Origin of the sequence: Gaetbulibacter aestuarii (genome assembly GCF_039537665.1) — a bacterium.
Classification (GTDB): Bacteria; Bacteroidota; Bacteroidia; order Flavobacteriales; family Flavobacteriaceae; genus Gaetbulibacter_A; species Gaetbulibacter_A aestuarii.
Genome location: NZ_BAABAY010000001.1, coordinates 1,375,034 through 1,390,419, shown reverse-complemented (window position 1 = coordinate 1,390,419; position 15,386 = coordinate 1,375,034). Strand labels below are relative to the sequence as shown.

General features: G+C 37.1%; 10 protein-coding genes. 2 read left to right on the top strand and 8 right to left on the bottom strand.

Features of this window, described 5'->3' with window-relative positions:
- Nucleotides 1-63: 63 nt before the first annotated feature.
- The 3 genes from ABD682_RS06175 to ABD682_RS06165 all read right to left on the bottom strand — a co-directional run bounded on the left by ABD682_RS06175 (nt 64) and on the right by ABD682_RS06165 (nt 5,013).
- Nucleotides 64-3,333, bottom strand: coding sequence for a T9SS type B sorting domain-containing protein (locus ABD682_RS06175; RefSeq protein WP_344740158.1), 3,270 nt, complete (start codon nt 3,331-3,333; stop codon nt 64-66).
- A gap of 71 nt (nt 3,334-3,404) precedes the next feature.
- On the bottom strand, nt 3,405-4,088 hold the full coding sequence (locus ABD682_RS06170; protein ID WP_344740156.1) for an SDR family NAD(P)-dependent oxidoreductase: 684 nt from the start codon (nt 4,086-4,088) through the stop codon (nt 3,405-3,407).
- Nucleotides 4,081-5,013: a M28 family peptidase gene (locus ABD682_RS06165; RefSeq protein WP_344740154.1), complete on the bottom strand. Its 933-nt coding sequence runs from the start codon at nt 5,011-5,013 to the stop codon at nt 4,081-4,083. The genes ABD682_RS06170 and ABD682_RS06165 overlap by 8 nt, the downstream gene beginning before the upstream one ends.
- A 184-nt stretch (nt 5,014-5,197) precedes the next feature.
- On the opposite strand from ABD682_RS06165, the gene ABD682_RS06160 reads away from it, so the two are divergent.
- Together ABD682_RS06160 and ABD682_RS06155 are read left to right on the top strand one after the other, a co-directional pair.
- Entirely contained in the window at nt 5,198-6,292 is a 1,095-nt protein-coding gene (locus ABD682_RS06160) for a nickel-binding protein (RefSeq protein ID WP_344740152.1), read from the top strand.
- A gap of 129 nt (nt 6,293-6,421) precedes the next feature.
- Nucleotides 6,422-6,814, top strand: coding sequence for a DUF4242 domain-containing protein (locus tag ABD682_RS06155; RefSeq protein WP_344740150.1), 393 nt, complete (start codon nt 6,422-6,424; stop codon nt 6,812-6,814).
- A gap of 69 nt (nt 6,815-6,883) precedes the next feature.
- On the opposite strand, the gene ABD682_RS06150 is transcribed toward ABD682_RS06155, so the two are convergent.
- From ABD682_RS06150 to porU, 5 genes are all read right to left on the bottom strand, one after another.
- On the bottom strand, nt 6,884-8,527 hold the full coding sequence (locus tag ABD682_RS06150; RefSeq protein WP_344740148.1) for a pyruvate dehydrogenase complex dihydrolipoamide acetyltransferase: 1,644 nt from the start codon (nt 8,525-8,527) through the stop codon (nt 6,884-6,886).
- A 3-nt stretch (nt 8,528-8,530) separates the two neighbouring features.
- Nucleotides 8,531-9,529 (bottom strand): pyruvate dehydrogenase (acetyl-transferring) E1 component subunit alpha, encoded by a 999-nt coding sequence (gene pdhA, locus ABD682_RS06145; protein WP_344740146.1) that lies wholly within the window; start codon nt 9,527-9,529, stop codon nt 8,531-8,533.
- Nucleotides 9,530-9,617: 88 nt separating this feature from the next.
- Entirely contained in the window at nt 9,618-10,100 is a 483-nt protein-coding gene (cdd, locus tag ABD682_RS06140) for a cytidine deaminase (RefSeq protein ID WP_344740144.1), read from the bottom strand.
- Between the two features lie 85 nt (nt 10,101-10,185).
- Nucleotides 10,186-11,430, bottom strand: a complete 1,245-nt coding sequence (gene porV, locus ABD682_RS06135; protein WP_344740142.1) for a type IX secretion system outer membrane channel protein PorV — start codon at nt 11,428-11,430, stop codon at nt 10,186-10,188.
- Between the two features lie 26 nt (nt 11,431-11,456).
- Nucleotides 11,457-15,341: a type IX secretion system sortase PorU gene (porU, locus tag ABD682_RS06130; protein ID WP_344740139.1), complete on the bottom strand. Its 3,885-nt coding sequence runs from the start codon at nt 15,339-15,341 to the stop codon at nt 11,457-11,459.
- Nucleotides 15,342-15,386: the final 45 nt, after the last annotated feature.

Sequence of the window (15,386 nt, the reverse complement as noted above, 5' to 3'; positions counted from 1 at the left end):
AAAAATACGGTTATATTTAAAAGAAGAGGAAGGAGGTGTAAAATAAAATATTTTACAGGTACTTTAATATTTTAGGGCAAAATGTCCTATAAAATAATGTTCATTATCTAATTCTACACGGAACCAGTAATCTGTTGATGGTAGTTTTTCACCTTTATATAAACCATTCCAACCTATACTATTTGGAGTAAGTTGTTTTAACAACTTGCCATATCTATCAAAAATAAAAATTTTAGCCTGAGGATATTTGGAAATACCTCTGATTTGCCAGGTATCATTTACCGCATCATCATTTGGTGTGAAATACTTTGGGTAATCTACTACGGTAACCGATTCAAAATCTTCACCACAACCCAATTTATCTCTTACATGAACATTATAAATACCTCCCAACAAATTATGAAACAAATTAGAGTCCTGATAATTTATACCATCTATCGAATATTCAAAATCACCATCACCTGTGGCTATAATCTCAATAAAATTATCGTCGGACAATTCGTTATATTTAACATCGGTTATGGTTGGCAATGCAGATCGTACGAGTTTAAATTCAAAACTATTCTCACAGGTAATGCCATCTTCACTCCTAGATATTTTTAATTTGTAATTTCCAGAGTTTATCAAATTAACTTCATTAGTATTTGATAAGATTTCTCCATCCTGATAAATCCATTGATAACTATCAAAACCACTAGCAACGTTCAGTGAAAGTGAGGGCTCCAGATCACACAAATAATAGCTTTCCTCCAAAACAACCTCAGGAAGTTGCTTTACAACGAGATTAAAATGTGTTTCGGAATAACAAAGGTTATTAAGATCATTCTCGACCCTTACATAAATAGTTTGATTCCAGGGTTTTGTGTTTCTGAATGACGACGGAAACGAGTTTCCAATGAGATTACCTGATTCATCATAATAAATAACACTCAAATTATGCTGATCTCCAATGATTTGTGATTTTAAATTTGAAGTATCAAAATCAGCATAACCACCACCTGTATCACAAGCATACCGTATTTGGGGCTGATTAATTTGAGGCTCACTGGTCGTTTTTAATACTAACGACGTTTCAGAATAACAACTGGTTTGTGGGTTGGTTACACGTACGATTAAGGTTTCTTGATTTGGAACAGTATTCGTGTAGGGGTTAGACAAGGGCGAAACCAATTTATTTCCATTTAAATCAAAAAAGGTTACATCTAAATCTGTTTGATCACCTAAAACATCCTGAATAATATTTGAGGTATCAAAATATTCAGAAATGCCATCGTTATTATCATCGCAACCGAAAATTTCATTTAAAGGATGGGCCTCAGGAAAAGGATTTGTTTTCAATTTAAAAGTTTTTGAATTGATGCATCCTGTTGAAGTATGTATTGCATTAACTGTAATTACTTCTTCGTGAGGTATATTATTCTCAATATTATCTAAAGAACCCGTGATCTCCTGTCCATTTTCAAAATAAAAGTGGATTTCTACATTTGAATTATTTGAACTTATTTCTTCCTTGACTAACTGTAAGTTAAAAAAAGCAAAACCATTAGTCTCATTTGAACAATTCACTAAGTCTGTAACACTTTCCAGATTAGGTTGAGGGTTTACAATCAAATCAAAAGTAGTCTCAGAATAACAACATGGATTATCATCATGAGAAACTCTAACCGTTATAGTTTCAGTACCCACAACAGTATTAGTAAATGGATTAGGCAACAAATCATATTCATTTCCACTTCCATCAATAAACTTCACAATCCTGTTAGTTTGCCCACCAAGCACTTGTGCTACTAAGCCTGATGTGTCGAATGTAGAAGATATGCCCGAATTAAAAGTATCTTCACAAGCATAAATATTTTCAATACCATAAGCATTGGGTGGTTCTTTAACATTAATGGTTTCAGTCAATACCTCGACACTTCCATCTTTTCCTGTTACAGTTGCTGTGATAGTATATATACCATCTTGTGAAAAATCGTGAAAAGGAGATAAATCTGCCGAGCTATTGTTGGTTCCTGAAGCCGGATCACCAAAATCCCAAATTACAGAAGCAATATTTTCTTTTTCTTCTACTCTAAACTCTTTTAAAAACTCTGAACAAATACTTGATGTGAATATTTCAAATTTACGCTCTGATACCACATTCTTAGCACCTGTAAGGTTGATATAAAATTTCCCATCTGGACGTCCGAGCTCTTCTGTGGTAATATATTTCATATTACAATAATTCTCATAGTAATCTTTAGTTCCGCAACCTTTATACCATGAAAAGTCATCATCTATTTCTGTCCCGGCAATAAACATAACTCCACTACCCCAAACAGTCTCATGTACAACCTCCACTAAAATTTTATTAACTGCAGGATTTATAATGATGGGCTTATCAAAGGTGATATTTATTATTCTCGGGTAATAATCACTAATATTCGGTAGCCTAACAGATTGGCTACTACCTATTAAATTAGATTCTGAAAATGAATTAGGGAAATTGTCATCAATTTTATAAATATTAAATTTAATACTAGCTCCTCCGTCAGAACCGCTTATCCCTACTTGACCGGAATTAATAACTAATTCTTCATTAGTTAGCAAACCAAATTGATCCAAATCAAAAACTCTAGCCCAATAAAACATAGCCGAGGAGCATCCAAACATTGAAGTTCTTATCAAGCTATCACCTACATTATGAGACAATCTAAGTAAATCACCTGAGTTTGAAATATCAATAGCTTCACCTGTTACATTGATATAAAAATTTGCATTTGGAACAGGATTATTTAACTCAGTAGTTTTAGTTAAAGTATAATTTCCATCACAGCCATGATACCAGGATTCACCAGTATCTTCAGCTGTACCTGCAACAACAACCCTAGCCGATTCGGGATTATAAGAATCGACCGATTTGTGCACAGTAACCAATATTCTGTCTGTGCCAGCCGGAACAACAATGGGCTCTTCAAAATTTACTTCAACAATTTCCGGATTACCACTAATAAACGGTGCCAGTCCAACACTCCGAGTTCCCAATACAGTTCGAGGATACTGTGATTGAAAAAAGACAGGAAAATTTTCATCAATACTAAAAACACTAAAAGATAGACGTGCTCCCGTATTGGACTCACTTAAAGCCACTTGACCAGAATTAATAAAAAACTGTTCATTTGGATTTATTCCAAAGTCAGACAGTTTAAAAATTCTTGACCAACCTTCATCGCTATCCTCACAGGAAAACATTCCTGTATCAATTGGCGTATTTCCAACATTATGGGTAAGTGTAATTTGCGCTACAGAACAGAAGCTTAGGAAAAAAAATAGAATTGACAGAATATTCTTCACGCTCCTAAAATAGGAAAATTGATGAATATATTATTTTATTCCAGAAAAAAAACACATTAATTCGATAAACATTAAGGTGTAGAATTAGATACCTGAAGTAATTTCCCGTTATAGTATTTATTTCCATTGAGTGAAAACTCAAAAATGTAGTCTGCCATTTCAAAAGCTGTTGTTGGAGCCTGATATCCGGGAAAGGCTTCTTCCAACATTTCCGTTTGAACGGCCCCTAGAGCTAACACATTAAATGAAATACCTGATTCTTTGTATTCTTCAGCCAATAACTCGGTTAAGGTAATTACCGCCCCTTTACTGGAACTATACGCCGCCAATCCGGGAAATTTCATACTGCCCTGCACGCCTCCCATGGAACTGATGGTGAGTACATGACTTCCTTTAGTCATAAAAGGCAAAATATTTCGAGTTAATTCGGCTACACCAAAAACATTGGTTTTGTAAACGATTTCAAAGTCTGCCGTTGTTGTATCAGAAAAAGGTTTATTTACAAGAGCCCCGGCATTATTAATTAATATATCAACCTGTTTCCAGTTTTTAGATACAAAATCTTCAACTTTTTTGTAGGCTTCAGAATCATTCAAATCGAAAGAAAAACAGGAAACACCTTTGAGATTTAAATCTTTAACCGGCTTTTCATTCCGCGAGAGCGCCAAAACTTCATGACCCGCTTTAGCAAATAATTTTACCAGTTCAAAGCCAATACCGCGACTGGTTCCTGTAATAATAACATTTTTACTCATTCTCATTTAGTTTTATTTCGTCCATTGGTGCATTAACCATACCGCTTAAGGCAGGAATCATCTCGTTTACAAATCGTGTCATATGATCAAAATCCATTTTGTCAACCTCATCATCAACATGATGATAATAGTTGAAATTTGTAAAATCGAAAGTTGATATGGCTTGTGCCGGAACATGAAATTCCCTAAAAAACGGATAATTATCAGAACGCATGAAAAGATTTAATTTTTTGGCTTGCGGTAAAAATCTAATTATGGTATCCTGGGCGTAAGAGTTCAATTTTTCTGCCATATTCGATCTGTTATATCCGGTTATATATGCTAATGCAAATTCGTTGTCTCGAGGCACTCCAATCATTTCAATATTGATCATGGTATAAACATTCAGATCCAAATCTTTTAATTTTGAAGCCAAATGCGCCGATCCTTTTAGTCCTTTTTCTTCTCCGGAGTACAAGGTAAACAAAACACTCCGCTTGGTGTGATGTTTGGCAAAATATCTGGCCCAGGCCAAAATAGCTACGGTTCCGGAGGCGTCATCATTAGCACCATTTGCAATAGAATCGCCATCTACTTTTTTTCCAAAACCGATATGGTCGTAATGAGCTCCTAATATAACGAACTCATTTTTTAATTCAGGGTCCTCACCTTCTTTATAGCCTACAATATTGTAACCCACGATATTTTGAATATTAAAGCTGTCGCGATAGGTTTTAAAAAAAGGTTTGATTTGGTTCGATTTGAAGTTAGCCTCAATAAATTGAGCTGCTTTTTCAATACCCGGACTACCGGTTTCGCGGCCTTGCAGACTATCGGAAGCCAAATACTCAAGATCAGCCTTAATTTGAGATTTTTGTATTGGCGCTTCCTGAGCTTTACAACTAAAAAGAGCCAGGACAAATAGTAAGGAAACGATCTTTTTCATAAAATTTTTTTAGCGACTAAAGGTATAAAAAAGTTGCTATTTTGATTGAAATTAGGATTCAAATACCTTTCGAATCAATCCATTTTGAAAGAAAAATAATATTTAACTCCAAAATATAGGCGCGCCTAACAAAATATATCGTTTAACCATTAAAAAATCATTAATTTAGAGAAAAAAATCAACCATGCCAATATATATGGACCGGCACGAATTGCCGCACGATATAACACCCGAAAAATTATCAGAGCTCCATCAAAAGGATCTGGATATTGAGCATAAGCATAACTGCAAAGGATTTACTTATTGGCTGGATCTGGACCAGAAATACGCCTTTTGTTTAATTCAGGCGCCGGACAGGGAGGCTGTTTTTAATTTGCACAAAGAATCTCATGGCGATCTTCCAACAACCATAATTGAAGTTGAACCGAACATAGTTGAAACTTTTTTAGGCCGCATGAGTGATCCTGAAACAGATAGTCCTGGAAAACTACCAAAGATCAACGATCCTGCATATCGCATCCTCATGATGCTCAATTTAAAACACCTTAATAATCTTAATAGTTTTAAAAATGATTCTGGTTTTAAGAGCCATTTTAAATTGAAAATTGAAAAGCTTGTCAAGGAAAATGAAGGTGTGATAACCTCCGCCAATGCTACCGAAATACTGGCTTGCTTCAAAAACGCTAAAAAGGCCATTAAGACTGCGGAAATAATTTCCTTGGAAAAACAGGCCAATAATTTCCATGACAATGCCTTTACCATTGGTATCGTTTCCGGATATCCTGTTACTCCTGACACCAACTCCTTTTTTGAAGAAGCCATTTCGCACCTCAAAAGAGTTTGCACTTTTGTGAAGGCACCAATAATTATCAATAGTGAATTAAGAGCTACTTATCATCAGGAAGAAGGACCCAAAAGAAAAGCTCTAAAAAACGCCTACATTCTTACTCCTGATGATGAAAAATTCATAAAGAAAGTTTGCAAATTTATAGATGCTAACTGGCAGGACCCTAAATTGAATATGGATCGTTTCAGTCAGGATATGGGTCTGAGTAAATCTCAACTCTACCGTAATATCATGCGTTTAACTGAAAAACCTCCCAATGCCTTTATTAGAAATTACCGATTAAGCCAGGCACTAGAGCGTATTAAAACACAGAATGGCAATATCTCCGAAATTGCCTTCGAAGCGGGTTTCAATAGTGTAGGTTATTTTTCAAAACAATTTAAAAATGCTTTTGGCGTGCTTCCATCAAACTACTCAAAATCACTTAAATAAATCTTATTTAAAACGAATTATGCAATAAATGTGCTATCATTTGCATGATTTGTCCAAATTAACCTTGTGCGCTTCTCGTAAATTAGTAATGAAATAAAAACTTCATTATTAACTAACAAACCAACTCTTATGAAAACTCTTAAATCAGTACTTATTCTAGTAAGTTTATTAACAACACCAATTATTATGGCTCAAGAAAGTACTGCTGCCGATCTTTTAAGAAAAGAAGCCAGCACGCCAAAAATGAACATGTACGTTATTGAACGTGAAATTCCGAATGTAGGTGCATCCACCACGGAGGATCTTACCAATATCTCCAAGAAATCTTGTAGTGTACTGGATGGGATGGGATCAAACATTAAATGGATGAACAGCTTTGTAACCGGTGACAAAATTTACTGTGTATATCTAGCGGAAAATGAGGAACTCGTTAGAGAGCATGCTAAAAAAGGCGGTTTCCCTGCGAATAAAATAAGTAAAGTAGAAACTGTTATCGATCCATCAACAGCCAATGAACAGTAAATCAAAACAGTGTAATTATAAAAAAACCACTTCAAATGAAGTGGTTTTTTTATGTTTTCTTAAGTTATCTTAAACCAGCATGGTTACCGGGTTCTCAATGTAACCTTTTAAAGTTTCAAGGAATTGAGCTCCTGTAGCACCATCCACAGTTCTGTGGTCACATGCCAAAGTTAGTTTCATGGTATTTCCTGGAACCACCTGACCATTTTTAACTACTGGTTTCTGAACAATAGCACCTACAGATAAAATAGCCGAGTTAGGTTGATTGATGATCGATGTAAAATAATCGATACCAAACATACCAAGGTTTGAAATGGTAAATGTACTTCCTTCCATTTCCTGAGGCGTTAATTTTTTATTTCGTGCCTTACCCGCTAATTCTTTAACCTCAGCACCAATTTGTGGTAAGGTCTTTTCATTGGCAAATCGCACTACCGGAACAACGAGTCCGTCAGGTACAGCCACAGCAACGCCCATATGCACATGATGATTCAAGCGCATTTTGTCCGGGAACCATTGCGAGTTTACTTGCGGATGTTGTTTTAAGGCTAAAGCACAGGCTTTAACAACCATATCGTTATAGGATATTTTCGTATCCGGAATGGAATTGAATTGACTTCTGAAGGCAATGGCATTATCCATATCGAATTCCACAGCCAAATAATAATGTGGCGCTGAGAATTTTGAATTGGTCAGTGACTTGGCAATTGCTTTTCGCATTTGCGAGTTTGGCAATTCTTCAAAATCTTCTTGACCCATTGGTACAAACTTACCAACAGATGCAGCGGCTCCCGGCGTATAATTTTCAATATCGCGTTTTACAATACGACCGTGATCACCCGAACCTTGAACTTGATTCAAATTAATACCTTTTTCCTCTGCTAATTTTTTCGCTAAAGGTGAAACGAAAATACGTCCGTTGGATTCAATAGGCGCCGGAGCCGCTTTGCGTTCCTGAGGTTGTGCTGCAGGCGCCGGTTTAGATTCCTCTTTTGGAGCTTCTGTTTTAGGTGCTGCTTTTGGTTCTTCCGCTTTCGAATCGTCGGCAGATTCAGGTTTATAATTTGCAGCAATGCCTGAAACATCGGTGCCTTCAGGACCAATGATAGCTAGCAAGGCATCAACCTTGGCAGATTCTCCTTCTTTTAAACCTATTTCTAGTAAAGTTCCCGATTGGAAAGATTCAAATTCCATCGTAGCCTTATCGGTTTCAATTTCTGCTAAAATATCACCTTCTTCTACTTTATCACCTACTTTTTTCAACCAGGTAGCTACGGTACCTTCCTCCATGGTATCACTTAAGCGAGGCATGGTCACTATAGTAACCCCTTCAGGAAGTTCTGGTGTTTCAGCAGTCTTTTCAGATTTTTCGGAAGTTTCTTCTTTGGAATCAGCAGCTTCAGCTTTAGATTCAGAAGGTGCTGATTTTTCTTCAGATTTTCCTTTACCTTCAATTAAATCTGAAACGTCTTCCCCTTCTTCGCCGATAATTGCCAAAAGATCATCAACCTTTGTGGTTTCTCCCTCTTTAACACCAATGTAAAGTAACGTTCCTTCATTGAAGGACTCAAATTCCATGGTAGCTTTATCGGTTTCAATTTCTGCCAGGATATCACCTTCTTCTACTTTATCACCAACTTTTTTGAGCCAGGTGGCGACGGTTCCTTCCTCCATCGTGTCGCTTAAGCGCGGCATGTTTACTACTGTAGCCATAGTTTAAATATTATTAGTAATGAATGGATAGTCTTTTTGCTCATAAACCGCATCGTACATCACATTTTTCTCGGGGAATGGCGATTCTTCAGCAAATTTTTCACATTCGGCAACGCGTTCTTTCACACGTTTATCAATTTTTTTCAGATCTTCTTCACTCGCATATTTCTTCTCTAAAATAACCTCCTTAACCTGGGTGATTGGATCTATCTTTTTATAATCTTCTACTTCTTTTTTAGTTCTGTAGTGCTGTGCATCAGACATCGAATGTCCTCTGTAGCGATATGTTTTTAGCTCTAAGAACGTTGGCCCACCGCCTTTGCGAGCACGCTGAATGGCTTCATCTAAACCTTCAGCTACCTTAACAGGATTCATTCCGTCTACCGGACCACAAGGCATTTCATAACCCAATCCAAGTTTCCAAACGTCTGTATGACTTGCTGTTCTGGCTACGGAAGTTCCCATAGCATAACCATTATTTTCACAAATAAAGACTACGGGAAGTTGCCAAAGCATAGCCAGGTTAAACGTTTCGTGAAGTGATCCCTGACGAGCAGCACCATCACCAAAACAACAAAGTGTTACGGCATCGCTTCCTTTGTATTTATCACCAAAAGCTATTCCGGCACCTAAAGGAATTTGACCTCCTACAATACCGTGTCCTCCATAAAACCGATGTTCTTTGGAGAAAATATGCATCGAACCTCCAAGTCCGTGTGACGTTCCTGTAGCTTTACCGTAAAGCTCAGCCATCACGCGTTTCGGATCTACGCCCATCCCAATGGGTTGAACGTGATTACGATAAGCGGTTATCATTTTATCCTTGGATAAATCCATGGCATGTAAAGCACCTGCCAGTACGGCCTCCTGACCGTTATATAAATGAAGAAAACCTCTAACTTTTTGTTGAATGTATACTGCAGCTAGTTTATCTTCAAACTTTCTCCAGAATGACATTTCTTCATACCAATTGAGGTATACCTCTTTTGTTATTTTTTGCATGGATCGTTATGTTTAATACACGAAATACAAAAGTAACACTTTGAACGTTATTGAGAAAACACTTCAAGTATAAATTTAACCGAAATCGTTATAGCACAGAGTTATCAAATAAAAAAGGCAACAAATTTTTCAAAGATGCTGATTTTGCTACCTTTCCCGTTTCTCCCATAAAGTAAATTTCGATGGGAAATTGTTGCTTAATTTCATACTCTGCAATAGCTTGCCGACAGGCTCCACAGGGTGGAATTGGCTTTTCTGAAAGTTTCATTTTTGAACCCGCAGAAATAGCCATTTTTAATATCCGAATTTTGGGAAATCGGGCGCCTGCGTAGTAAATAGCCGTGCGTTCAGCACACAATCCTGAAGGATAGGAGGCATTTTCCTGATTACTTCCAATAACAATCTCATTGTTTTCCATTAATAGAGCCGCTCCAACCTGAAAGTTAGAATAGGGTGCATAGGCTTGTTTTCGGGCTTCAATGGCTTTTTCCATTAATTGTTGAACATCATTTGACAATTCATTCAAATCATCAAAAACCTCTAAAACCGAAGCCACTTTAACTTCTTTCATTATTTACATATTGGTTGTACTAAGATAAAACAAAAAAACTATTGCTTTTGGCAATAGTTTTTTTGTTATCATGTTTGTTTAACTTTTAATATTCACGGTAAGAATCCGCACCAAAATTAAAGGTTAATGAAAAACGCAATGTGTTTTCAAGCGGGCTTTGAACTTTTGAAGCAGAGAACAAATACGATAGGTCAATGTTTACAATATTAGCTTTAAATCCGGCTCCCAGCGCGATAAATTTTCGAGCACCTTTATCCTGGCTCTCATTAAAATAACCCAATCTAAAAGCGAATGCATCCTGATAACGATACTCTGATCCGAGGGCCCAGGTAAATTCTTTTAATTCCTCACTGAAACCACCGGGAGCATCTCCGAAGGATTGGAACATTCCTTCTACAAATCCAACATCCTGTGATTTTCCTTGATAAATAACTCCGTTCGTATCAGAAACCTGATTTCCTAGAGTGTCTGTACCTTCATCATACTGTCCGTTTCCATTCGTGTCTGTATACTCATATTCGGTTCCAAGAATGGGTGGTGTTGGCACCAATAATTTTGTTGTTTCCAGAGTCACGGCTACCGTGTTGTAGTTGTCCAGAATAAAATCGAAACCGGCTCCTAAACGCAAGTTGGTAGGTTGAAAGTTTTCCTGCCCTGCCGCATCATATTTAAATTTCGGACCCATATTTTGAATTGCAAATCCGGCACGCCAACGACCATTAAAATCAGCATAGGCCTGTTCTTCACCCTGGTAATAACCGGAAATATCTACTCCAAAAGTACTCGCGGGAGAGGCATCGCCATCCACGCCGGTTAGTCTCAAATCCGAGCGTAAATAACGCATGGCTACCCCCATAGCAAATTGATCGCTTAAGCGTAAGGAATATGAAGCATCCAAAGTAAATTCATTCGGACGTTGTATCAAGGCTGTAGAAAACTCATCAGCCAGAAATTCAATATTTCCAAGAGAAAAATATTTTAAACTTACACCAAATGCGCTTCGCTCATCAAGACGATTAAAATAAGTAACATTTCCTAAAAATATATCATTAACCAGCTTACTTAAATAAGGGGTATAACTTACTCCTATTCCCGATTTCTCCTCAGAAAACACATATTTTGAGGGATTCCATTGTTGTGAAAAGGCATCAACAGAAGTTGCCACACCCATATCTCCCATCGATGCTGCGCGAGCATCTGGCGCTATGAGTAAAAATGGCATTCCGGTAGTGATCACCCGGGAATCATTCTGGTTGGGAATTATAGTGGTTTGTGCTGTAACTTCCTTGATACCAATAAGTAGTATCAATGAACATATTAGTTTCTTCATTGTTAGTGTTAGTTAGAAATTTAGTTTTATAGTATGACTAGTTTTTCAATTTTTTCTGCTCTTTTATCCAAAACACTGGAATACACAGTTAATTTATAAATGTAAACACCTTTTCCCAGTTTATCTCCAAAATCATCACGACCATCCCAAATAATATCTCTGGATAAGGTGCTCGTTGTTACTCCTGCTCCGGTGGTTTGCCCTTGAAGGGTTCGAACCAATTTTCCGGATACCGTGAATATCTGTATAGAAACGTCTAAAGGTGCCGAACTATTGTGATTGAACCAAAATTCCGTGTAATTCACGAAAGGATTTGGGTAATTTAATACATTTTCCAGTACCAGGCTCTGATCTTTATCATAAACGATAAATTGAATCTCCTGAATAGATGAATTATTAAATACATCCCAGGCCTTTAGCGTTAAGGTGTGTAATCCCGGAGCAAGATCCCGAAAAGGAAAAGTCACTAAACCTTTAGTGTAATCGTCTACTTCCGTTTGATAATAATCATTCAAGATGAAGGGGTTTGTTTCATCACCATCCAAAATAGCTACGATATCATGCCCTACACCACTAGCTGTGTTTATACCGTTTTCATCCGATAGTTTTGCAAGCAAGGTTGGCGATTCGTTTGTGATACCTCCTGAAACAAAACTTTCGTCATTCATAAAGAGGTTAATTATGGGACCCGTATTATCATTGACGGCATTTTCGTTAAGTCCACCAATTTTTACTGTATTGACACTCGCTCCTGTTTGATCTTCGAGAGCCGCATCGTTCTCAGAGTAAAAACTCACTTTTCCAAAACCAACCGGAATTCCAATGTCCTTTGGAACTACAAAATCAAAAGCAAATTGTCCGTTCTTAACAGAAGCCTGACCTCTAAAAATAATTTCACCCAAAGTTTCAAAATCCATTTTAACTAAAACACCATTATTTCGAGTGCCATCATTGGCCAAAGTTTGCCTTTGAATATTCTTATCGAAAATTGTCGTAGATAAAACTCCATTATAATTGGTTAACAAATTGCCTGAAATGTCAGTGACCTCTCCGGCTAATTTCACATAGCTTAGGGCCTTCAAAGTATCAGTGGCCTGCCCTACCGGTACATCGTTTATACTAGTTAAACGAACTCTGGGTTTTGGAAATGCCAGGGTCATTGCCGGGTCGCCAATAAAAAACACCAATCGCTTTTGTTCCAAATTGGGACCGCCAATATTATTCTTAGCTAAGCGTAAAGCTTCAGCCATTGTAGGGTATTCATAATCACCAAACGTATCATTGGTACTGTATGAAAATAAATATTGCCCTAAAATTTTGTTGAAATTAATTCCGAAGGTAACAAATACCTGGCGCGTTGTGGTAATTAAACCAATGGAGCCTGCTTGTTTGTTCCAATAAATAAGTTCACCGGCAGTTTCTCTGTAGGGATTATCGAATTTGGTGAATTCGCAAGTCACCGTTACAAAGCAATGCAGTTTATTGAAATTCCGCAGATTTTCAATATCCGGTTTCAGAAAAATACGTTCCTGAGCAAGAGCATCTTCACCACCATGACCGAAATAATTAAAAATTAAGGCGCCGGTATCAATGGCATTTACCAGAGCGGTATTCACCTGAGGATATCTTTCGCCTCCGGCGGAAGTTTCTTGTTTATAGGCATCCGCATAAATTTTAATAATATTAATAAAAGGTTTATTCTGTACAACCTCATTCGCAATAGCTTCGGAGGTTTCTTCAATAATACCTTCCCAGTCCTGATCGACGTCATCGGAGACCACAACATAATTATTTCTCCAACTACCGAAAGATTTTTTTTCGTAATAAGTGGCGATCTTATCCACAAGTTCCTGAGCGCGTTGTGGCGAATCCGCCAGAATGCGACCAACAGCAATATCTAGTTTATCTGAAGCTACCATTGTGCCCTCTTGAGGATCCATCATGCCATAAAAATCATCAGAAACAAAAGAATTGGTTTCACTAAAACTATTATAAGAATACCAAGAGGGAACAATATTCGTATTGTTGGGAATGCGGTCTTTATAATCAAAAGAACCGTCTCCAAACAGACAAACATATTTAACACGATTTTGCGTGGTGCTCGGATTGTCGTAAACATATTTTATAAAGTTCCTGATAGCACCTATATCGGGATTCCCTGTACTGAATTCGTTATAAATAAGATCTAACGTTACCACTTTAACATTGAGATTGCTTTGCTGTTTGTGAATTGCAGCCAGGCGCTCTGCCTGAGACAACAAGGCCACAGGCGTAATAATGACATAATCGATATCCTGGAATTGCCCCTGGCTGTCATTAAAAATTGTGCCCTTAAGATCTTGATTGGTCAGCGTTGGATCAGAGTCCATTTGCGGTTGGTAAAAATCTAAAGACGTTACCACCTGATATTTTCTTAAGGTGCCTAAATTAGCATTAAATGTAAAGCTATTATTAGCGTCGGTATTTTTTATAGCGGTTACATTATATTTATCAGTTACATCCCATACTTCAGAAACATTACTTGCATTACTTAACGTGTAAGAGGCTATACCAGAATTAAGTGCAGCATCCTTTTTTTGAAATAAAAATTGCTTGTCATTGAAGGTCAAACCCCGAACAGCCTCTATGGAAACATAATCCAAATAGCCTTTTGCTGAAGGATTTCCTTGATTATTATATTCCAAAGCAACATTTAAAACCGATCCGGAAACATTAATATCACCATCATAGAATCCATCTGATGCTAAATTAAAGGTTGGAGCTTTTGGCAAAGTTATAGAAGCCACATTAGCGCTATTTACCCGAACATCCATGGTGCTTTGAGAAGCTGAGGCTGCAGCTGCAAGGACTTTTATATGAACCGGTTCTGTAGTTACTAAATTGGGTAAATTAAAAGTTAACGTTTTTAAATTTTCAATATCAAAGCGATCGGCAAACCAGCGTCTACCCAAATTCGCAATATTGAAATTATCTTCTTCATAAAACTGATAATCATCAAAGGTACTTATGGCCATATCAACAGTACCCTGAGGCTGAATAGCAGCCTGGATTCGTTTCCCATTTCCCGGGCTTATATTCAGATAATAATAGGTTTTGTCTGTATAGCAATTAATGTGTGTATTACTTTCGGAATTAAATTGTTTGGGACCATCAGCAAAGAACAAAATATAATCGTCGTCATTAAAAACACCATCGCTTTCGCCAACAAATTCTATGGCATTCTCCTGAACATCTATTGGGTAAGGCGTTTGATTGGTATAAGGGATCATGGCCCCGCCATTACCATAAATCTTAACCGTTCTGGGGTCTAAACCATCAACGCTAACACCTAAAGCACGAATGAAATCTTTAGATAATTTGTATACACCAGTGGAATCAATATAGAATTTGTACCAAAGTCCTGAACTAAGAACAGAGCTGCTCACCCCTTTTTGTAAACTGAATTTATTCTGTGTACTTATTTTTCCAAGGTTAGAGCCAAATCCATAGGAAACTTGAAATGACACTACTTTTTGAAAACTGCCTGAACTGGACTTTATAATAGGCGACATTTGAAGTATTACAAAACGTTTACCACGAGCTGTGGCATTTTTTAAACTTGTTTTTAACGTACTTGGAATTTTTTTCGGATCCAGATCTTTTAATTCCGTAGAAGATAAATTAGCATAAATAACGTTAGAAATTTGCAGTGAAGCCTCGTTCACAATTTGAGAGGTTTCCCATTGAGCTATAAAGTTTAATCCGTTTTCGGTATCAAAATTGAAATAAGCCGGATCGAATGCAGGAAGAACCATGGTCTCATTTCCATCAGAAATTTTGTAATCACCGTCCCAATTCAGGTTAAAGGTTTTTTGCTGTGCAAATCCTGCTACCGAGATCATTAATAAAATATACCCTAAAACTTTCTTCATCACCAAATAACGTTCCTAACTAACGCAATAGTATTGCTAATTCAC

Coding starts and splice junctions, on each gene's coding strand:
- ABD682_RS06170 (WP_344740156.1), bottom strand. CDS start 4,088: ATGAGTAAAAATGTTATTATTACAGGAACCAGTCGCGGTATTGGCTTT.
- pdhA (WP_344740146.1), bottom strand. CDS start 9,529: ATGCAAAAAATAACAAAAGAGGTATACCTCAATTGGTATGAAGAAATG.
- ABD682_RS06155 (WP_344740150.1), top strand. CDS start 6,422: ATGAAAACTCTTAAATCAGTACTTATTCTAGTAAGTTTATTAACAACA.
- porV (WP_344740142.1), bottom strand. CDS start 11,430: ATGAAGAAACTAATATGTTCATTGATACTACTTATTGGTATCAAGGAA.
- porU (WP_344740139.1), bottom strand. CDS start 15,341: ATGAAGAAAGTTTTAGGGTATATTTTATTAATGATCTCGGTAGCAGGA.
- ABD682_RS06165 (WP_344740154.1), bottom strand. CDS start 5,013: ATGAAAAAGATCGTTTCCTTACTATTTGTCCTGGCTCTTTTTAGTTGT.
- cdd (WP_344740144.1), bottom strand. CDS start 10,100: ATGAAAGAAGTTAAAGTGGCTTCGGTTTTAGAGGTTTTTGATGATTTG.
- ABD682_RS06150 (WP_344740148.1), bottom strand. CDS start 8,527: ATGGCTACAGTAGTAAACATGCCGCGCTTAAGCGACACGATGGAGGAA.
- ABD682_RS06160 (WP_344740152.1), top strand. CDS start 5,198: ATGCCAATATATATGGACCGGCACGAATTGCCGCACGATATAACACCC.